This window comes from Pseudoduganella flava (genome assembly GCF_007830495.1).
In the GTDB taxonomy this organism is placed as follows: domain Bacteria; phylum Pseudomonadota; class Gammaproteobacteria; order Burkholderiales; family Burkholderiaceae_D; genus Rugamonas; species Rugamonas flava.
This window is the reverse complement of the sequence record NZ_VLKW01000005.1, coordinates 129,158-145,302: the sequence shown is the minus strand read 5'-3', so window position 1 is coordinate 145,302 and position 16,145 is coordinate 129,158. Positions and strand designations below refer to the sequence as shown.

28 protein-coding genes are annotated in these 16,145 nt (G+C 65.0%); 7 read left to right on the top strand and 21 right to left on the bottom strand.

All coding sequences use genetic code 11. The features are described from left to right. Positions 1 to 10: 10 nt before the first annotated feature. The 20 genes from IP92_RS14705 to IP92_RS14620 all read right to left on the bottom strand — a co-directional run bounded on the left by IP92_RS14705 (position 11) and on the right by IP92_RS14620 (position 9,699). A complete protein-coding gene (locus tag IP92_RS14705; RefSeq protein WP_145876163.1) occupies positions 11 to 232 on the bottom strand; it encodes a hypothetical protein in 222 nt (73 codons plus the stop codon). A 5-nt stretch (positions 233 to 237) separates the two neighbouring features. Continuing rightward, on the bottom strand, positions 238 to 513 hold the full coding sequence (locus tag IP92_RS14700) for a hypothetical protein (protein ID WP_145876162.1): 276 nt from the start codon (positions 511 to 513) through the stop codon (positions 238 to 240). Further along, a complete protein-coding gene (locus IP92_RS14695; protein WP_145876159.1) occupies positions 510 to 860 on the bottom strand; it encodes a hypothetical protein in 351 nt (116 codons plus the stop codon). The genes IP92_RS14700 and IP92_RS14695 overlap by 4 nt, the downstream gene beginning before the upstream one ends. Continuing rightward, the gene (locus IP92_RS14690) at positions 857 to 1,417 is read right to left on the bottom strand and encodes a transglycosylase SLT domain-containing protein (RefSeq protein ID WP_145876157.1); all 561 of its coding nucleotides are present in this window, start codon (positions 1,415 to 1,417) and stop codon (positions 857 to 859) included. Before IP92_RS14690 ends, IP92_RS14695 begins: the two co-directional genes overlap by 4 nt. Further along, entirely contained in the window at positions 1,417 to 2,136 is a 720-nt protein-coding gene (locus IP92_RS14685) for a hypothetical protein (RefSeq protein WP_145876155.1), read from the bottom strand. The genes IP92_RS14690 and IP92_RS14685 overlap by 1 nt, the downstream gene beginning before the upstream one ends. Before the next feature lies 1 nt (position 2,137). Further along, entirely contained in the window at positions 2,138 to 2,782 is a 645-nt protein-coding gene (locus tag IP92_RS14680; RefSeq protein WP_145876153.1) for a hypothetical protein, read from the bottom strand. Next, a complete protein-coding gene (locus tag IP92_RS14675) occupies positions 2,779 to 3,153 on the bottom strand; it encodes a hypothetical protein (RefSeq protein ID WP_145876151.1) in 375 nt (124 codons plus the stop codon). The genes IP92_RS14680 and IP92_RS14675 overlap by 4 nt, the downstream gene beginning before the upstream one ends. Beyond that, positions 3,129 to 3,398: a hypothetical protein gene (locus tag IP92_RS14670; RefSeq protein ID WP_145876149.1), complete on the bottom strand. Its 270-nt coding sequence runs from the start codon at positions 3,396 to 3,398 to the stop codon at positions 3,129 to 3,131. The genes IP92_RS14675 and IP92_RS14670 overlap by 25 nt, the downstream gene beginning before the upstream one ends. After that, the gene (locus IP92_RS14665) at positions 3,399 to 3,680 is read right to left on the bottom strand and encodes a hypothetical protein (protein ID WP_145876147.1); all 282 of its coding nucleotides are present in this window, start codon (positions 3,678 to 3,680) and stop codon (positions 3,399 to 3,401) included. Between the two features lie 36 nt (positions 3,681 to 3,716). Further along, complete coding sequence (locus IP92_RS14660; RefSeq protein WP_145876144.1) at positions 3,717 to 4,568, bottom strand: major capsid protein P2; 852 nt, start codon at positions 4,566 to 4,568, stop codon at positions 3,717 to 3,719. A 260-nt stretch (positions 4,569 to 4,828) separates the two neighbouring features. After that, the gene (locus IP92_RS30645; protein WP_260071178.1) at positions 4,829 to 4,960 is read right to left on the bottom strand and encodes a hypothetical protein; all 132 of its coding nucleotides are present in this window, start codon (positions 4,958 to 4,960) and stop codon (positions 4,829 to 4,831) included. An 80-nt stretch (positions 4,961 to 5,040) separates the two neighbouring features. After that, the gene (locus IP92_RS14655) at positions 5,041 to 5,751 is read right to left on the bottom strand and encodes a hypothetical protein (protein ID WP_229418789.1); all 711 of its coding nucleotides are present in this window, start codon (positions 5,749 to 5,751) and stop codon (positions 5,041 to 5,043) included. Continuing rightward, the gene (locus IP92_RS14650) at positions 5,738 to 6,181 is read right to left on the bottom strand and encodes a hypothetical protein (RefSeq protein WP_145876142.1); all 444 of its coding nucleotides are present in this window, start codon (positions 6,179 to 6,181) and stop codon (positions 5,738 to 5,740) included. Before IP92_RS14650 ends, IP92_RS14655 begins: the two co-directional genes overlap by 14 nt. Then, positions 6,178 to 6,516 carry a hypothetical protein gene (locus tag IP92_RS14645; RefSeq protein WP_145876140.1) on the bottom strand — a complete coding sequence of 113 codons (339 nt, stop codon included), beginning with the start codon at positions 6,514 to 6,516 and terminating at the stop codon, positions 6,178 to 6,180. The genes IP92_RS14650 and IP92_RS14645 overlap by 4 nt, the downstream gene beginning before the upstream one ends. An 88-nt stretch (positions 6,517 to 6,604) precedes the next feature. Further along, positions 6,605 to 7,000 carry a hypothetical protein gene (locus IP92_RS14640; protein ID WP_145876138.1) on the bottom strand — a complete coding sequence of 132 codons (396 nt, stop codon included), beginning with the start codon at positions 6,998 to 7,000 and terminating at the stop codon, positions 6,605 to 6,607. Between the two features lie 4 nt (positions 7,001 to 7,004). Then, positions 7,005 to 7,160: a hypothetical protein gene (locus IP92_RS29895; RefSeq protein ID WP_158206638.1), complete on the bottom strand. Its 156-nt coding sequence runs from the start codon at positions 7,158 to 7,160 to the stop codon at positions 7,005 to 7,007. A gap of 2 nt (positions 7,161 to 7,162) precedes the next feature. Beyond that, the gene (locus tag IP92_RS14635; RefSeq protein WP_229418788.1) at positions 7,163 to 8,812 is read right to left on the bottom strand and encodes a replication endonuclease; all 1,650 of its coding nucleotides are present in this window, start codon (positions 8,810 to 8,812) and stop codon (positions 7,163 to 7,165) included. A 116-nt stretch (positions 8,813 to 8,928) separates the two neighbouring features. Beyond that, positions 8,929 to 9,195 (bottom strand): hypothetical protein, encoded by a 267-nt coding sequence (locus IP92_RS14630; RefSeq protein ID WP_145876133.1) that lies wholly within the window; start codon positions 9,193 to 9,195, stop codon positions 8,929 to 8,931. 2 nt (positions 9,196 to 9,197) lie between these two features. Further along, positions 9,198 to 9,437, bottom strand: coding sequence for a hypothetical protein (locus IP92_RS14625; RefSeq protein WP_145876131.1), 240 nt, complete (start codon positions 9,435 to 9,437; stop codon positions 9,198 to 9,200). A gap of 4 nt (positions 9,438 to 9,441) precedes the next feature. Next, entirely contained in the window at positions 9,442 to 9,699 is a 258-nt protein-coding gene (locus IP92_RS14620; RefSeq protein ID WP_145876129.1) for a hypothetical protein, read from the bottom strand. Positions 9,700 to 10,044: 345 nt separating this feature from the next. On the opposite strand from IP92_RS14620, the gene IP92_RS14615 reads away from it, so the two are divergent. Together IP92_RS14615 and IP92_RS14610 are read left to right on the top strand one after the other, a co-directional pair. Beyond that, positions 10,045 to 10,374 carry a helix-turn-helix domain-containing protein gene (locus IP92_RS14615; RefSeq protein WP_145876127.1) on the top strand — a complete coding sequence of 110 codons (330 nt, stop codon included), beginning with the start codon at positions 10,045 to 10,047 and terminating at the stop codon, positions 10,372 to 10,374. A gap of 111 nt (positions 10,375 to 10,485) precedes the next feature. After that, positions 10,486 to 11,127 (top strand): LysE family translocator, encoded by a 642-nt coding sequence (locus IP92_RS14610; RefSeq protein ID WP_229418787.1) that lies wholly within the window; start codon positions 10,486 to 10,488, stop codon positions 11,125 to 11,127. Here IP92_RS14610 and IP92_RS14605 read toward each other — a convergent pair. Beyond that, positions 11,107 to 11,757 carry a cation efflux transmembrane domain-containing protein gene (locus IP92_RS14605; protein WP_145876126.1) on the bottom strand — a complete coding sequence of 217 codons (651 nt, stop codon included), beginning with the start codon at positions 11,755 to 11,757 and terminating at the stop codon, positions 11,107 to 11,109. The two genes, IP92_RS14610 and IP92_RS14605, sit on opposite strands and share 21 nt — an antisense overlap. A 71-nt stretch (positions 11,758 to 11,828) precedes the next feature. Between IP92_RS14605 and cadR the strand changes: the two genes are divergently transcribed. The 5 genes from cadR to IP92_RS14580 all read left to right on the top strand — a co-directional run bounded on the left by cadR (position 11,829) and on the right by IP92_RS14580 (position 16,078). Continuing rightward, complete coding sequence (cadR, locus tag IP92_RS14600; protein ID WP_229418786.1) at positions 11,829 to 12,242, top strand: Cd(II)/Pb(II)-responsive transcriptional regulator; 414 nt, start codon at positions 11,829 to 11,831, stop codon at positions 12,240 to 12,242. A 90-nt stretch (positions 12,243 to 12,332) separates the two neighbouring features. Further along, positions 12,333 to 12,656 (top strand): ArsR/SmtB family transcription factor, encoded by a 324-nt coding sequence (locus IP92_RS14595; protein WP_145876123.1) that lies wholly within the window; start codon positions 12,333 to 12,335, stop codon positions 12,654 to 12,656. Continuing rightward, positions 12,653 to 13,132, top strand: a complete 480-nt coding sequence (locus tag IP92_RS14590; RefSeq protein WP_145876120.1) for an arsenate reductase ArsC — start codon at positions 12,653 to 12,655, stop codon at positions 13,130 to 13,132. Before IP92_RS14595 ends, IP92_RS14590 begins: the two co-directional genes overlap by 4 nt. A gap of 67 nt (positions 13,133 to 13,199) precedes the next feature. Continuing rightward, a complete protein-coding gene (locus IP92_RS14585) occupies positions 13,200 to 14,480 on the top strand; it encodes an arsenic transporter (RefSeq protein WP_145876118.1) in 1,281 nt (426 codons plus the stop codon). A 149-nt stretch (positions 14,481 to 14,629) separates the two neighbouring features. Beyond that, positions 14,630 to 16,078: a Gfo/Idh/MocA family protein gene (locus tag IP92_RS14580; RefSeq protein WP_145876116.1), complete on the top strand. Its 1,449-nt coding sequence runs from the start codon at positions 14,630 to 14,632 to the stop codon at positions 16,076 to 16,078. The last annotated feature ends 67 nt before the right edge of the window (positions 16,079 to 16,145 follow it).

Genomic DNA, 16,145 nt, shown 5'->3' with positions numbered 1-16,145 from the left:
CCTTTCGTGGTTACATGGATGGCGACCAAACCGGCTCGCCTTTGTAGTAGTACGTGCCGTCCGGGCTGATCGCGGTGCCGTCGGTGAAGTACTGCCAGCCGTTCGGCACTGCAACCGGGATCGCCTGCGGCGGAATCCATGGCTGGCTGCTGGTGCCGGTGCCGGAGGCCTTTTTGCTCAACATGAGCACTGCGGCCGCGCCGGCCAGCAGGTAAAGAATGTCGTTGTTCATGGTTTTCACTTCATCAGGTATTTGAGCCACGTTCCGGCCGGGCACGCGAACGACGCGTCCCACGTCCGCCCTTCGCGCATCGCCTTCTCGCACTCGGTTTCGTCCGTGCGCGGGATGCCGATCACTTCACCGATGCCGATCACGACACCGGACATCGCATCACCGATCACCCCCACAGCTCCCGCAGCCGCATCCACAACTCCGAAGTTTTTTTTTACGATGATCAGGCCCAGCACAGCGCCGGCCGCCAGCAGCACGAGCTTCGTGTTATCGATGGTCATGCGATCACGTCCCACCAGTCGCCGTCGGTGCTGTTGTCGCCGCCGATCGGCAACGACCAGTCGGACGACGATCCGCTTTCGATATCGCTGACGTACGGCCCGCCGTTCGCACCGGAACCGGTCGGAGCCGCGGTGCTGCCGGACTTGAACCACGAGCCGATCAGGTTGCCCAGCGCGCCGCCGAGCGCCTGCCCTACCCCCGTGCCGATGTTCCCCGGCAGGGACGACAGGTTGTTGTTCTGCGGCCGACCGACAACCGGCTGAACCATCGCGGTGCGCCGCGTGTACATGTAGGCTGCACCCAGCAGCAGCACTGCAAGCAGTGCGTCGTTGTTGTTACTGCTCATGCGTAAATCCCCCCTGCCTTGCGCAGAATGGTTGTGTAGTAGTCGACCGTTTCAGCGGGGGCGCTATCGATGCCCTTGCGCTGTACGTTGCCGATGCCCCAGTTGTACGCGGCCAGCGCGCCGGTCCAGCTGCCCGTGCCGCGATACAGCTTCGCGAGGTATCGCGCGGCGCCAGGGATCGCCTGCGCCGGATCGAGTGCGGCCGCAGTGCTGCCCAGCTCTTGCGCGGCCGTGGCCGGCATGAACTGCGCGATGCCCATGGCGCCCACGGCGGAACGGCGCGTGCCGTCGATGATCGCGGCGCTGTAGCGCGATTCCTTCCACAGCAGCCACGCCAGAATCAGCGGGGGCACACCAGCGGCCAGGGCGCTGTCCTGGATGATGTTCTGGTAGGGGCCGGAGCCGATCGGCCAGCCGTTCGTTAAAGCGCTCAATTCGTCTATCCCGTCAAAAAAAATGTTCGATTCGTCGTCGCCGGCCGTGCCGGCTGTCTGCCGCGTCGCGTCGTACAGCATCAGCAGGCCTGCGGCGGCGACGGCCAGCGTCGTGCGGTCCATCACAGCACGGTGAGCAATGCCGAGACGATGCCTGAGTAGGAGCCACTGCCCACGACATAAATTCCCTTGCCCGCCGCTACCTTGATACGCGTTCTGTCGATCGGTCGAGCTGACGAATCCAAGAAGTTGATGACGTCGCCCGCTGTATCGCTGGTAGTCGTCGGCTTGACGGCTTTCGCCCACATGTATGCTGTGAAGTTCGTCCCGGCGGCATACGTCTGCTCAACGACAGCGCCATTGAGGTTGTCCGTGGGTGCCAAGAGTTCAACGACGTCGGTAGATGCGGTCCCTACGGTGAGCTTGTTTTTGGCAGTCGTGTAAGTCATGATCGGCGCGGAATTCTGAAGGAGCTGGTTCGGATCGAGGGACACCGGCACGCGGTGCGCGCTGTCGTTCATCACAGTGACGTTGTTCGCGAAGGACGCGTCCAGCGTCACCCGGTTAAGCGTGTTGGCGTCATCGAAATCACCTTCGCCGATGATGAAGGTCCCCGCGAGTGGGTCGGTGCCCACCATGCGCACTTGCCACTGCATAGCTGGCTTGGCCGGGCGGAAGCGCTGCCCCGGCTTCAGGATGATTTCGCCGCCGGAGTCGGGCTTGACGCTCACGCGCACGTCGCCCGTCGTGGTCGCGGACTCGTAGACGAACAGGTTGCCCACCGTTTGCAGCGTGGTCGCTTGGCCGTTACCCGGCGTGAGGTTGAATGTGTAGCTCTGCATATCAGTCCTTCAGCGCGATAGCCAAACCGATAGCCGCCACGCTGGCAACGGCAGCGATCTGCAGCGTCTTGTTGGTGCCGCCGTCCTTCGCTTCCGCGAAGGCGTCGCCGGCCTTCGTAATCGTGTCTTTCGCGAAGCCGATGACGTCGGTGTATTTCTGCGCGTCGGCCGCACTGGACGACTTCGCGAAGTCGAACGCGGCGCTCAGCACAGCAAGGTTGTCTTTCGACTGTTCGGCCAAGCCCTTGATGCCGTCCTTGACCATCTGCCCGGACAGCGTCAGCGCGGCGTCGGAAACCTTGCCCATGCCGTCGAGCGCCTTTGTTACGGAACCGAAGTCCGTGCTCGTGTACGTCGTGTTGTTCGTCGTCGAGGTGCTGCGGTTCGACGAGTCCAGGAAGTTCGTACTGCGGTTGCTGTTGTCGGTGAACGCGGTGTTGTTCACAACCGACTTGTCCACGATGTTGCTGTTGCCGTTCAGGCCGACGGCGTTATCACCGCCCATCATGGACTGGTCGAGCATGTTGGTGCTCGTCGTCGTCGTCGTCGCCGTGGACGTGTTCGCCTGGCTGCTGCCGCCTCCGCCGCCGAGGTTGTACACCCGGCCGTGGCAGCGCGCCTTGCGTTTGTAGAGGTCGATGTTCACAGTGTTTTTCTCACGATGTAGGCCGCCACTCGGTAGCCATGTTTTTCCGCTTTCTTTACGAGGCCGCGCCGGGCGGTCTGGAAGCCGATGGCGCGGAAGCGGCCGTCGGCGTGGTCGCGCAGGTGGTCGGCCATCAGGTCCACGAGGTCGGTTTGCGCGCGCCCCACCGCCACGGACACCCAAAGCTCGTCTCCGCATGCTTCGGTGACGAGGGCGCCCGTAATCACGCCCTCCTCTACGATCTTCCAGCACTGGCCGGCGTCAATCAGCGCGTCTACGCTGTGCCGGCCGTCCGGGTCCGTTTTGGGCGACGCCGCGGTGCGCAGCAACGCGCGCACCTCGTCCGCTAACGCTTGCGCAACAGCAGCCATGCTGCGGCCCCGATGAGGATCCACTTCATATCGATACCGCCGACGCTGCCGAAGCCGGTAGCGCCCGCCGTCGGGTTTGCGGACGCGTTTGCGCTCTGCGTGCTGCCCTGCGGCTTGTTCTGGTAGTTCTTGATCTGGTTCCACGGCAGCGTGACGTTGATGGGCGTACCCACCTGCGAATTCGCATCCACGGGCCCGGCGGCGCCGCCAGCGCCGCCGGTAAAGCTCATGTTTGGAATCGCCATTTAGGAGCCCTTCCCATTCAGCAGGAAGAACAGCACCGCACCAATGATCAGCAGTTTTGTGCCGCTGGAAGCCGGCGTCGCGTACTGCACAGGCGCCTGGAGCTGGCCGCTTGCGTAGGCGCCACCGATGGCCGAGTAGATCGCGTTCGCGGCCGCGTTCTTGATGCCGTTCGCCAGCAGGTAGCCAAAGTCGTTTTCATCGGCAGCACCGGCGTTGAGCATCGTGGCGGGGATGGCACTGTAGTTGTTCTCAGTGCCGAATACCCCGCTGTACGCGTCCATGTTCACAGGAACAGGGGAACTCATGTCATGCCCCTGTTACAGGTTCTCGGCAGCGTCCAGCACTTCCGCGATGATGGTCAGGCTCGCGCCGGCAGCGTCCGTGATGAATGCGTTGAACTCGAACGCGTCGTACACGTAGGCGCCGCCATTCATCACGCGGGCGCTCGTTACCTGCGCGTCGTGGTTGTTGTCCACGATGAAGTCGCAGACGTACAGGCCGGCCTGCGGCACCTTCTTGAAGTGCGACTGCGTGAAGCGGTTGTCCAGGTCGTATTCGTCGTGGAACACCATGGAGTTCTTCTTGCACTCCATCCGCGACACGTTGCCGTTGGTCGTGCCCGTCCAGGCCGTACCGGTGTAGAACACGTACAGGCGTTTCAGGACTGCGCCTTTCAGCTGGACCGGCAGCGTGAATTTGCCGGAGGAGTTGAAAGCGGCAGTGAACGGCACGTACTTCAGGACGATCGGGTTGCCCTGCGCCTGTTCGTAGTAGCCGACCACGTCGATTTTCGGCGCGACGGCCGCGCTGTTGATCTTCAGCTCAACCGTAACAACACCGGTCTTCAGCAGGGCATACAGGTCCAGGCCGCCGACTTCCTTCACGGGAAACACGGCTTGGTCGCGCTCGACGAAGTCCAGGAACAGATACTTGGCGTTGTCGGCCGAGTTCTTGTAAGCGTTGATCGCCTGCACCTGGGCATACGTCAAGTCCCACAGCACGCGGGAGCCGACCTTCAGCTTGACGCTGTCGATCTTCGTTTTGTCGAACGTGGTGCCGGACAGGATCAGTTTGAGGCCGATCAGGGTGAGGTTCTCGGTGGGGACGGTCAGAATCGCGGTCTGGCCAGGGGCGATGTTCAGCGGTTGCGGGAGCGGTTTATTGATCATGTGTTTTATTCTCCGGAGAGTGCGGAATACACCAGCCGGCGGGTCGCCGCAAACTGGTTCAGGACGAAGATCACGGCCAGCACGGTAGCCGTCGTCTTCAGTGCGTCTTTCAGGTCGCCCATGGGCTTACTTGGGCAGGTAGGCGCCGACGACCGGGATGGTGACGCTGTTGTTGATCAGTTTCGCGACCGCGTACACAGCCAGGATGAACGCGGCGTCTTTCAGCATGCCTTTCATGGTTTTGCTCTTTCGTAGTGGGGTTAAAGTTCGTAGTCCTTGACCAGCCGTTTGAGTGCCGGCACCTTCGCTACCACGTAGGCAACGAGGATCACCGCGCAGGCGGTTGCCAACACTTCTTGGCTGATCTTGTCGAGGCTGGGCAGGTATTTCATGGGTTCCCAGCGTATCGAGCGAAGGCCCGGAAATACAGGGTTCGGGCCGTGCCTACGTTTACGCCTACGCCTAGGCAGCGCTATGCCGCCCTTCCCCTACCTTTTCGTGGCTGTAGTGCTACGGGTGCGCCCGTCCGATCGATGGGCGCGGACTTGATGCGGCCCGTCCACGTGATGGTGCCCCGCGAGATTTGCCGGGTCTCCCGCTCCCACTCCAAGAAGTTCAGGTCCGGCAGATCGCGGATTAGGTCCGGGTGAACGTCCATGCGCGACGCCACGGCCTTGCGGTGCGCCTCTTCGCCGAGGAAGCCCACATGTATCAACGTAGCGTTCGACAAAAACGCCTTGTCGATCTGCGCCGGGTATTGGCTGACCCCGATCACGTGCACGCCCTCGTGCCGGCCGCTGTTACACATGCGCTTCCACAGAGGCGGCGCCCAGCTCGGCGTGGTGAAGTTGGACAGCTCCTCCGGCAGGAACACGCAGTTGCGGGCCAAATAGGCGAGCTGGCAGGACAGGTCAAACACCTGCCTGAAGTGGTCTTGAGTGGCGGACTTCGGGAACACGTAGCGCACGCGGAAATCGCCGGCCGGCCCGGCCTTCGTGACCATGCGCGCGAGGTCGCCCGCGCTGGCGAACGGGCTGGCGAAGTCGCCGTATTCGTCCTGGGGGTCCAGGATCAGGATTCGGCGCGGTTTGAGCAGCTTCAGTTGCCGCTTGACCCACAGACCCTTGCCGGTACCCGATTGGCCCATGACGGCCCAAATGCGGGCCTTGTTATCGGTCGCCATCGGTCCCGCCGTTGATCACTGGTTTGCCGTTCAGCGTTGCCCCGCCCTGCCCTTCAGCCTCCGCCGCCGCGATCTGGCGGGCCTTGTACGCCATGAAAGCGGGCATGGCGAACGCCACGGACGCCAGCCCAAGGGAGATTTCCGGCGAACTGCTCATGCCGTTCCAGCCGCGCTTTTCCGCCACGGCGGCAATCTTCGTGGCGAGCATGTGCTGCGCTTCCGGCGTGTAGGCCGGCGCGGCCTCCGGCAACGCGATCGTGACGACCATCGTCACCAGCTCCGGCACGAACATCCATTCGGCGGCGGGATCGACGGCGGGGCCGGCGACGACGGCGCCGGCAGGCGCCACGGCATCAGCCAGTTCGGCGGCGGCGCCGGCATCGATCGCGGCCCCCTGGTTCACCAGCAGTTGAGCTTCTTCGGGCGTCATGCTGCACCCCGGAAGGCAAATCGACGGCGCGGGGCCGGCGCGGGGGGAGCCGGCGTAGGCTCGACGGGCGTAGGCGCGGCCGGCGGGGCGTCAGCCGCGCGCGTAGGCGTAGGCGTAGGCGCGGGTTCCGGCGGCGTGTCCAGCGCTTCGGGGCGCGTGCGCTTCAGCAGGTAGCCCGCCTGTTCGTCGTTCTTCGTGTGGAGCTGAGCGCCGCAGTTGCGGCAATGGATGTACGGGAAGGCAGCGGATGCTTTGTCCGTCTTGATCTTGACGTGCGCCGCCGTGTGGCCGCACTGAATTGGGCACTCGATGCGCCCGAGGGTTTTGCTTGCCATGGTGAGAATCCTGTTCACGGCGCCCCGGTAAGGGCGCCGCTATCGGTGGCTCGGCGCGGCTTGTGGCCCCGCTCTGCCGGGTTGATTGTTACGCGGTGGCGGCCGCCGGCTCGGTGGCCGGGACGACGGACGCAAGGATGTCGGCGCGGGTCTGTGCGAGCGCATCCATCACGGCATGGTCGGAGCGCTCGATTTCCGCAATGACCTTGTCGGCAACGTCGGCGCTTGCGGCGGCGGCCGTCATCCGCGTTACCGCATGCTCGACCTGTTCGGGGGTCATCGCGGCCAGGACGACGGGCGGCGGGGGCGTGTCGGCGTCTGGGTCTTCCGGCAGGTTCAGCGCGGCGGCTACCTGCTGTTGGAGGTCGCGGTAATTCGCGTCCTGGCTGTTCAACGTGCCGTACACGTCTGCCGTCCGTTGGAGGGTATTGGCGACGACGCCCAGCGCCGCCGCCATTGCGGTGTATTTGATGCCTTTGCTCATGTTGTTACGTTTCCTTTTGGGACCGCAGTTCGTCGACTTCGGCACGGAGGCGGTCTATCTCCTCGCCGTAGGCCAGCAGCACCGCCCGGAGATCGTCCGGGAAATACGCCTTCACCATCACACTCAGGCGCGCCAGCGCGGCGCGCATCTTTTCCATCATTGTTACCACCCTCCTTTGTAGTGAGCCCTGCATTCGTCGGTGTCGAAGTACGAGAAGTCGAAGTTCGCGTACCACTCCGCGTCGCTATGCGGCGCCACCGGCACCGGGTCGGGGGCGAACGCTTCCCATCCCGCGACGTGTTCGGGGTCCGGCCCCGTACAGTTATTGACACCAGTCCAAGGCCGGCCGATGGCCGGCGCGACTGCGGCCCGCTTCCACTCGTAACGGGTCGAGGCGTAGACCGCCTCCGGCGTGTCCTTGCTGTAGACGCCGAGGTAGACGGGGCGCGGCGCGAGGCCGTAGCGGCCTTCCTTCAGCTCGACACGCTCCGCGACGCCGATGCGGTACAGGCGCCCCATGTTGACGCCACCTTGCGCCCGGATGTATTCGCCGAAGCTGGCGGCCTGCAGCGTGGTCACCTCGCCCGTTTCCGGGTCGGTCTCCGTCACGCGCTGGCACGCGGCCCACGCCTGCCGCACGTGCTCCGGCGCGTCGGCGACGTGCTCGGCGCCAACGCGGCGCAGTTCACGCCACACGGTGACGGGCGGCTGGCCGACGGCCTGGAACTGGCGGATTCCCCATGCGGCTGCCCAGGCCTCGACGCGCTGGCTTGGCGCGATGACGGCATCGCCTACGAGGTCGGCGCCGATCACGTTGCCGTCGGCGTCGAGGTGCTGGCCGACGTGCTCGCCGTCGATGTTCTTGCCGACGTACTTGGCGATGTAGCCGGCCGCCGTGCCCTTCTCCGCCTCGATCCGCACGATCTTGATGCGGTTCTTGCGGGCGCCGGCCTCGTCACCATCTTCCGCCAGCGCGTACGCGCGCATGTTGGCGCAGAGCTGGGCCACCTGATCCGGCGCGATGAACAGCAGCAGGTGCCAGTGCGGGCAACCGTCATGATGCGGCTCGGCGATGCGGAAGCCGTACGGGTGCAGGCCGTCGCGGTGGTTCTTGGCGCGTATGCACTTCCATACGTCGGTGAGGTAGCCTTGGGCCTCGCGCGGCGTGGCGCCGTTGTAGTTCGGGTTGATCGTGCCGGACTTCGCGAGCACGGCGTGGTACTTCGATGGGCACGTGAGCGTGACGAACACGCCCACGTCGCCGCGCTCCGTCGCCACGTCTTCGCAGCCGGCCATGCGCAGCATTAGTTCGCCGCGCCGGATGGCCTTGTTGCCCACACCCTTGGCGGCCAGCTCTGCGAGCGTGAACTCGTGCCCGTGCTCGTTCTGCATGGTGACGGCGCGCAGCATCTTCGCGTTGCGCTGCACCTGCGCCATGCGGCGCTGCACCGTCTCGTTGCTGGCGTAGGCGCCGGCACGGATGGACACGAACCCCAGCCGGATCGCGGCATGCTCGAACGTGCGGCCGTGCACGCGCCGCAGGTTGCGGCGCCACCACGCGGCGTCCAGGCAGCGCAGCATGAACTGCCGGTCGTCCGTGATCTGCGGCGGGGAGATACCGCGATTCGTCACCATCCATGCCAGCCGGGCGCGCAAAGCCTTCGGGTCGTGGATGATGGTCGCCATGCTTGCGCACTCGTTCGCGCTCCGCTCGGCCAGCACGCAAAGCTGCGCGTCCGTGGCATCGATGGGCAGCGGCGCCGCCGTCACCTCGTCGAGCAGGGCGGCCAGTTGCGTGTAAGCCGGCGGCATTTCGCCGATGCTTACCCCGGCGCGGGCTCGCGACAGTTCGCTATACGCACGAACGCCCCACCGGGGCGGTAGCCCTTTGATGGAGCGGCGGCCGTTCTCTTGCTGGATGGTCGGCATCAGTGAACCGCCGGCCCCGTGTTGGCGAACATAGCGATCGCGTGTGCGTCCCACTCCAACATGCTCGCCGCACGCCGAATGGCCGCGCGCTCCGCATTCGAAAAGGTGTCGAGGGTGTCCCCAGCGCGATCACGCGACAGGCCGGCCATCAGCAGGACTGCGGCACGCACTGCGCGCGACGTCAATGACCATCCCGCGATGCGCTTCAATTCGACCTGTTCCGGGTTGTGCCGCGATGCCGGCGCGGCTTTGATCGATGCGCCCATTGTTACCGCTTCCTCAGAAGTTGGGTTTCGATCAGGCGTGCGATGATGGCCGACTTCTCTTTCGTCTTGCCCTTGGCGACGAGATATTCATTCAGGCGGCGTGCAAGATCGGCGTCCAGCTGGATCGGCACGACTACGAGGTTGTTGCGTTCGCGGTAGGCGGCCTGCTTCGCGGCGCGGTCGGCGTGCTGCTTGTCCTTGCGGTGCGGCTTCACGCCGGGGATGGTGAGCTGTTCGGGCATCCTGTTACACTCCCAATTTTTTCTTGGGGGAACCGTGACCAGTGAGCTTGACGAGGTCTTGCAGGACGTTGACGCCGTGGCCCACGCGGTTGCGACGATCGTTGGCGCGAAGCTGACGAGCGATGAACGGGACGAGGTCTGCGGGAAGCTGGCCGCATACGTCCAAAGCCTTCAGCGCATAGGCGGCACCCAGATTGAATGCATGATCGTCATTGGCGCGCTTCGCGCTATGGGCTACGACTTCAGCAAGTTGAAATGACATATCAGCCCCCGATGACGCCGAGTGCGTTCAGGATCGGACCTAAGGCCATCAGGCCGGCCGCGATCGCACAGCCGGTAACGAACTTGCCTACTTTGTAAACTTGTGTAACCAACATGGGGCCTCCTCAGGCGCGTTTTCTCACTCAGGCGGGTATGTCGGACGGCCCGGAAGGCCCGGAATTGCCTGAGGAGAGACGTGAATTACCGCCCGACAAGTGGAATGTACACTAAGGCCATTGTGTAGTTCAAGCACTTTGTGCATCAAGGCCATGATGGTTGTATGATTCAAGGCCTTGAAGTACTCTTTCCCTTGATGTAACTATCGTTACTGCCTGAGGAGGCAAATATGAGAACAGTGAACTACTTGGACGCGATCAAAACGCGTCTCAACCTGCCGTCGGACTACGCGCTGGCGAAGCGCTTAGGGATCACGCAGCAGGCCATATCCAACTACCGCGCAGGTCGGAGCAAGATGGACGACGACGTTGCGTTGACGATTGCGGAACTGCTGGGTGTGAACCCGCTTGCAGTGATTGCGGCGGCGAACGCCGAGCGGGCGAAAACGGACGAACAGCGGGAGCGCTGGACCGGCATCATGGAAAAATTTTCCGCGTCTTTCCGTAACCTCCTATCCCCTTGGGACGGGCGCGAACGCAGGGCTTTCGCGCGCGGATAGGCAGTAACCGTCCGGGCCTACCTTCTATAGATTATACGAAGAAAGAAGCAACAATCGATGCCGCGCTCCAATCCCTGATGCACAATACGCCGAACCGACATTTTCCCAGTTTTGCACACCGACGCCCAGTCCACCACATCGCGCCCAACCACCATGACCCTCACCACCATCTGGTTCTTCATCATCCCATTCGTGATCGCCGCCGCCTTGCCCGGCCCGGCCCAAGGGACGATGATCGCCACCGTCATGGCGCGTGGCCGTGCGTCCGCGGTTTCGTTCGTCACCGGCATGGTCATCGGCAATTCGATCTGGCTGATCGCGACGATCTTCGGGCTGGCGTCCATCGCGTTGCGCTACGAGGCGCTGTTTGTCGCCGTCAAATGGTGCGGCGTCGCCTATCTGCTGTTCATCGCGTGGAAACTGTGGACGGCGCCTGTCGATGCGGCCGATGGCACCGCGCAAAAGCCCAAAGGCTTTGCAGCCGGCATGCTGCTGACCCTCGGGAACCCGAAGGCCGTCGTGTTCTTCGGCGCGATCCTGCCGCAGGCCTTCGACCTGAGCGCGCTGTCGTTTGGCGATGCGCTGCTGATCGTCGCGCTCGGCGCGGCGTTGGACACGGCCGTGCAAAGTGCCTATTTGCTGGGCGTGCTGAAAGCGCGCCGCGTATTCGGCAAGCCGGTGCACATGCGCCGGGTGAACCGTGTTGCGGCGTCGCTGATCGGCGGCTGCGCGCTACTGGTGGCGCGCCGGTAGCACGGCCGGTTGGGCCGGCGCGGCTGCCAATTCCGCGCGCGCCCGCCCGACGATCTCCCGCGCCGCCGCCAACCCCAGCACGCCCATCACGCTGGCCACGACGATGTCGGGCCACGCCGCGCCGGTGCCGAAGACGCCGGCCGCGGCCAGCAGGACCGCCAGGTTGCCGATCATGTCGTTGCGGGTGCACAGCCACACGGAGCGCATGTTCGCGTCGCCGTTGCGGAACGCGTACAGCATCAGCGCCACGAGGCCGTTGGCAGCGAACGCGGTGATGCTGATCACACCCATCGTGACCGCGCCCGGCACGTGGCCACCCATGCCGATCCACAGCGCGCGCAGCAGGACAAGGACGGCGAAGCCGCCCATCACCAACCCCTTACCGTAGGCGGCACGCGCGCGCCAGATCGCGCCCATGCCGAGCACGAACAGCGATACGGCGTAGTTGCCGGCGTCGCCCAGGAAATCGACGGAATCGGCCAGCAGGGACACGGAATCGGCGCGCACGCTGCCGGCCAGTTCGACGAAGAACATGATCGCGTTGATCAGCAGCGCCGCCCACAACACCTTGCGGTAGCGCCCATCGGCGGCGGGCGGCTGGCTGCAGCCGCCGGAACAGCAATCGGACATGACGTCTCCTTAATAAGCGTCGGTTAGAATTCGCATTACAAACCCTGTAGCGGGTACAAGGTCAAGAGGCAATGATGGACATGAAAATCGGCCAGCTGGCCGCCCTGACGGGCAGCCAGGCGGAGACGATCCGCTTCTACGAGCAGCGCGGCCTGTTGCCGCCGCCGCTGCGGGCGGATAACAACTACCGGCTGTATGGTCCCGCGCATGCGGAGCGGCTGCATTTCATCCGGCGCTGCCGTGCGCTCGGCATGTCGCTCGACGAAGTCCAGGCGCTGCTGGGCTTTCACGACCGGCCGGACGAGCCGTGCGGCGGCGTCAACGACCTCGTCGACGGGCACATCGGTGCGATCGACCGGCAGATAGCCGAGCTGAACGCGCTGCGCGACGAGCTGTCACGCTTGCGGGCCCGTTGCGTCTCGCCCCGCCAGGCCGGCCAGTGCGAGATCCTGAAAGGACTCGGCGTGCCCTCTTCCCCTGCCTGACGCGCCGCTTGAGCCATCAACACTTCGATAATATTTGAAATGTCGCACGATCTGTTCTAAGATGGGGCCTTCACCCATTGAAGAGTCATCATGGACACCAAATCCGTACTCGCCGCGCTGGCCGCGCTGGCCCAGGAAAGCCGGCTGGCCGTGTTCCGGCTGCTCGTGCAGGCCGGGCCACCCGGGCTGGCGGCCAGCAAGATCGCCGAACACCTCGATATCGCGCCGTCGTCGCTGTCGTTCCACCTGAAGGAGCTGACGCATGCGCGGCTCGTCACGTCGCGGCAGGACGGCCGCTTCGTCATCTATTCGGCGGACACCGCCACGATGAACGGCTTGCTCGGCTTCCTCACCGAAAACTGCTGCGGCGGCGTACCCTGCGGCCCCGACACCACCTGCTCGCCGACCCGATGAACATCCTCTTTCTTTGCACCGGCAATTCGTGCCGTTCCGTCCTCAGCGAGGGCACGTTCAACCATCTGGCCCCGGCCGGCCTGCGGGCGATCAGCGCCGGCAGCCAGCCGACGGGCTGGTTGCATCCGCGCGCCGTGGCGCTGTTGCAGCGCAAAGGCATCTCCACCGACGGTTACTACAGCAAGTCGTGGGACGATCTGCCGGTCACGCCGGACATCGTCGTCACCGTCTGTTCCAGCGCCGCCGGCGAAACCTGCCCCGCCTATCTCGGGCCCGTGCTGCGCACGCACTGGGGCCTCGACGATCCCAGCCACGTCACCGGCACGGACGACGAGATCGAAGCGGCCTTCGAGCGTACCTACGCGATCATCCGCGCCCGCACCGAAGCCTTCCTGGCCTTGCCGCTCGCCGAACTGCGGCACGACCAGGCGAAGCTGAAGGCGGAACTGGACCGCATCGGTACCCTGCTGCCCTGATTTGCCCGCGTCCCCTCTCCCACCGCTTGCCGGCGGCGGGGAGCGTGCGCCCCACTGAAAGAGCATCGTGCTGATCGCCTTCCTGATTTTCCTCGTCACCCTCGTCCTCGTCATCTGGCAACCGCGCGGCCTGGGCATCGGCTGGAGCGCGGCCGCGGGCGCGCTGGTCGCGCTGCTGGCAGGCGTGATCCACGTGGCCGACATTCCGGCCGTCTGGCACATCGTGTGGAATGCCACGGGCACGTTTGTCGCGGTGATCGTCATCAGCCTGCTGCTGGACAAGGCCGGCTTCTTCGAATGGGCCGCGCTGCACGTCGCGCGCTGGGGCAATGGCGACGGCCGGCGGCTGTTCGTGTTGCTCGTGCTGCTGGGCGCCGCGGTGGCCGCGCTGTTCGCGAACGACGGCGCGGCGTTGATCCTTACGCCGATCGTGATCGCGATGCTGCGCGCACTGAACTTCTCGCCGCGCGCCACGCTGGCTTACGTGATGGCGGCCGGCTTCATCGCCGATACGGCCAGTCTGCCGCTCGTCGTGTCGAACCTCGTCAACATCGTCTCGGCGGACTATTTCGACATCGGCTTCGCCCGCTACGCCGCCGTGATGGTGCCGGTGAACCTGGTGGCCGTCGCGGCGACCCTGGGCGCGCTGATGTGGTTCTTCCGCCGCGACATCCCGGCCGGCTACGACGTCGCCCAACTCAAAACACCCGCCGAAGCGATCCACGATCGCGCCACGTTCGTCACCGGCTGGTGGGTGCTCGGCCTGCTGCTGGCCGGCTTCTTCTGGCTCGAGCGTCTCGGCGTGCCGATCAGCGCCGTCGCCGCGGCCGGCGCCGTGCTGCTGCTGGCGGTCGCTGCGCGCGGCCACCGCATTTCGACGCGGGCGGTCCTGCGCAGCGCCCCTTGGCAGGTCGTGATTTTCTCGCTCGGCATGTACCTCGTCGTGTACGGCTTGCGCAATGCCGGCCTGACGGACTTCCTCACCGCCGTGCTGAACGCGTGCGCCCGCCACGGCGTGTGGGGCGCGGCGCTCGGCACTGGCTTCCTGACGGCGTTCCTCTCGTCGATCATGAACAATATGCCGACGGTGCTGGTCGGCGCGCTGTCGATCGACGCCACCACCACCGAGGGCGTGGTGCGCGAAGCGATGGTGTATGCGAACGTGATCGGCAGCGACCTGGGGCCGAAGATCACGCCGATCGGCAGCCTCGCCACCTTGCTGTGGCTGCACGTGCTGGACAACAAGGGCATCCACGTCGGCTGGGGCGCTTACTTCCGCACCGGTATCGTGCTGACCCTGCCGATCCTGTTCGTCACGCTGGCGGCACTGGCGCTAAGGCTGAGCTAACCTCCGCGGATCGATCAATCTGGCGATTGGTCCGTCCAGTAGCCTCAAGTGGTCTTGCCACCTCCTTTGTTTGGACCTACCATCGACGCAGCCGCGCAGCTGTCAACCTGCAGGCCGCGGCGCACACAGACCAACAATGGAGACACGCAATGACTGATCACACCACGGGCCCGATCGACCGGCGCACGGTTCTGAAAGCGGCCGGCGCGGCCGGAGTGATGATGGCGACGAGCGCCTTTGCCGCCGTGCCGCGCAAGCGCTATGCCGTCGTCGGCGTCGGTTCGCGCTCGCGCATGTACACGGGCGCGATCACCGGCAAGTACCGGGACGACAACGAGGTGGTCGCCATCTGCGACAGCAATCCGGGGCGCACGGCGCTCGCGGTGCGCACGATCGCGGCAACCGGTGCCAGCCAGCCGCGCGGCTACAAGGCGTCCGAGTTCGACCAGATGATCCGCGAGACGAAGCCGCAATACGTGATCGTCACCACGCCGGATGCGCTGCATGACGAATATATCGTCCGCGCGCTGGAGGCTGGCTGCGACGTGATCACGGAAAAGCCGATGACGACGACGCCGGAAAAGGCGCAGCGCATCCTCGATGCCGTGCGCCGCACGGGCCGCCACATCCGCGTCACGTTCAACTACCGCTACACGCCGCCCCGCACGCAGGTGAAGGACATCCTGATGAGCGGCGAGATCGGCGACGTGCTGTCCGTCGACTTCACGTGGCTGCTGAACACCGTCCACGGCGCCGATTACTTCCGCCGCTGGCACAGCAACAAGGCGATGTCCGGCGGGCTGATGGTGCACAAGGCCACCCACCACTTCGACCTGGTGAACTGGTGGCTGGGCGCGCAGCCGGAGCTGGTGCATGCATTCGGCTCGCGCCAGTTCTACACGCCGGCCACCGCCAAGCGCATGGGCCTGTCGGGCGCGCACGAGCGCTGCCTCACCTGCCCCGAAAAACAGAAGTGCACGTTCTACTTCGACCTGGCCGCCGATCCGGGCCTGAAGGCGCTGTACCTCGACAACGAGAAGTACGACGGCTACTACCGCGACCAGTGCGTGTGGCGCCCGGAGATCAGCATCGAGGACACGATGAACGTGATGGTGCGCTACGACACGGGCACGCAGCTCAATTACGCGCTGTCCGCGTACGACGCGTGGGAGGGATACTACGTGGCCTTCAACGGCACCAAGGGCCGGCTCGAGCACCGCATCGTCGAGAAGGTGGGCGCCGCAGGCGCCGGCGAGGTGCAGAGCAAGAGCAATCTCGTTGAAACGCGCGTGATCCCGCTGCGCGGCGCGCCGCGCGACATCACGCCATGGACGGGCACCGGCGGCCATGGCGGCGGCGACAACGTGATGCTCGACGAGATCTTCGGCACCGCGCCGGACGACAAGTACAAGCGCTTCTCGGACGAACGGGGCGGCGCGTATTCGATCCTGATCGGCGCTGCCGCGAACCGCTGTTTCGAGACGGGCCAACCGGTGCGGATCGCCGACCTCGTCAACGGCCTGACGCCGCCGGAGCGGGCGCCGATGCCGGGTCGGGACGTGCCCGTGCCGATGCCGCTGCGCGTGAAAATTCCCTGATCACCCCGCCGTCCGGGCGCCGCATCGGCGCCCCTCTCCTTTCCGTACGCTCGTTCTTCTTTCTCCA

What these genes read in the sequence shown, in the direction of transcription:
- IP92_RS29895 (WP_158206638.1), bottom strand. Translation starts at nt 7,160, where the DNA reads ATGATGGAAAAGATGCGCGCCGCGCTGGCGCGCCTGAGTGTGATGGTG.
- IP92_RS14665 (WP_145876147.1), bottom strand. Translation starts at nt 3,680, where the DNA reads ATGGACGCGTACAGCGGGGTATTCGGCACTGAGAACAACTACAGTGCC.
- IP92_RS14705 (WP_145876163.1), bottom strand. Translation starts at nt 232, where the DNA reads ATGAACAACGACATTCTTTACCTGCTGGCCGGCGCGGCCGCAGTGCTC.
- IP92_RS14690 (WP_145876157.1), bottom strand. Translation starts at nt 1,417, where the DNA reads ATGGACCGCACGACGCTGGCCGTCGCCGCCGCAGGCCTGCTGATGCTG.
- IP92_RS14695 (WP_145876159.1), bottom strand. Translation starts at nt 860, where the DNA reads ATGAGCAGTAACAACAACGACGCACTGCTTGCAGTGCTGCTGCTGGGT.
- IP92_RS14635 (WP_229418788.1), bottom strand. Translation starts at nt 8,812, where the DNA reads ATGCCGCCGGCTTACACGCAACTGGCCGCCCTGCTCGACGAGGTGACG.
- IP92_RS14645 (WP_145876140.1), bottom strand. Translation starts at nt 6,516, where the DNA reads ATGGCAAGCAAAACCCTCGGGCGCATCGAGTGCCCAATTCAGTGCGGC.
- IP92_RS14650 (WP_145876142.1), bottom strand. Translation starts at nt 6,181, where the DNA reads ATGACGCCCGAAGAAGCTCAACTGCTGGTGAACCAGGGGGCCGCGATC.
- IP92_RS14655 (WP_229418789.1), bottom strand. Translation starts at nt 5,751, where the DNA reads ATGGCGACCGATAACAAGGCCCGCATTTGGGCCGTCATGGGCCAATCG.
- IP92_RS14630 (WP_145876133.1), bottom strand. Translation starts at nt 9,195, where the DNA reads ATGGGCGCATCGATCAAAGCCGCGCCGGCATCGCGGCACAACCCGGAA.
- IP92_RS30645 (WP_260071178.1), bottom strand. Translation starts at nt 4,960, where the DNA reads ATGAAATACCTGCCCAGCCTCGACAAGATCAGCCAAGAAGTGTTGGCA.
- IP92_RS14590 (WP_145876120.1), top strand. Translation starts at nt 12,653, where the DNA reads ATGAACATCCTCTTTCTTTGCACCGGCAATTCGTGCCGTTCCGTCCTC.
- IP92_RS14675 (WP_145876151.1), bottom strand. Translation starts at nt 3,153, where the DNA reads ATGGCTGCTGTTGCGCAAGCGTTAGCGGACGAGGTGCGCGCGTTGCTG.
- IP92_RS14685 (WP_145876155.1), bottom strand. Translation starts at nt 2,136, where the DNA reads ATGCAGAGCTACACATTCAACCTCACGCCGGGTAACGGCCAAGCGACC.
- cadR (WP_229418786.1), top strand. Translation starts at nt 11,829, where the DNA reads ATGATGGACATGAAAATCGGCCAGCTGGCCGCCCTGACGGGCAGCCAG.
- IP92_RS14625 (WP_145876131.1), bottom strand. Translation starts at nt 9,437, where the DNA reads ATGCCCGAACAGCTCACCATCCCCGGCGTGAAGCCGCACCGCAAGGAC.
- IP92_RS14605 (WP_145876126.1), bottom strand. Translation starts at nt 11,757, where the DNA reads ATGTCCGATTGCTGTTCCGGCGGCTGCAGCCAGCCGCCCGCCGCCGAT.
- IP92_RS14640 (WP_145876138.1), bottom strand. Translation starts at nt 7,000, where the DNA reads ATGAGCAAAGGCATCAAATACACCGCAATGGCGGCGGCGCTGGGCGTC.
- IP92_RS14620 (WP_145876129.1), bottom strand. Translation starts at nt 9,699, where the DNA reads ATGTCATTTCAACTTGCTGAAGTCGTAGCCCATAGCGCGAAGCGCGCC.
- IP92_RS14700 (WP_145876162.1), bottom strand. Translation starts at nt 513, where the DNA reads ATGACCATCGATAACACGAAGCTCGTGCTGCTGGCGGCCGGCGCTGTG.
- IP92_RS14580 (WP_145876116.1), top strand. Translation starts at nt 14,630, where the DNA reads ATGACTGATCACACCACGGGCCCGATCGACCGGCGCACGGTTCTGAAA.
- IP92_RS14670 (WP_145876149.1), bottom strand. Translation starts at nt 3,398, where the DNA reads ATGGCGATTCCAAACATGAGCTTTACCGGCGGCGCTGGCGGCGCCGCC.
- IP92_RS14595 (WP_145876123.1), top strand. Translation starts at nt 12,333, where the DNA reads ATGGACACCAAATCCGTACTCGCCGCGCTGGCCGCGCTGGCCCAGGAA.
- IP92_RS14660 (WP_145876144.1), bottom strand. Translation starts at nt 4,568, where the DNA reads ATGATCAATAAACCGCTCCCGCAACCGCTGAACATCGCCCCTGGCCAG.
- IP92_RS14615 (WP_145876127.1), top strand. Translation starts at nt 10,045, where the DNA reads ATGAGAACAGTGAACTACTTGGACGCGATCAAAACGCGTCTCAACCTG.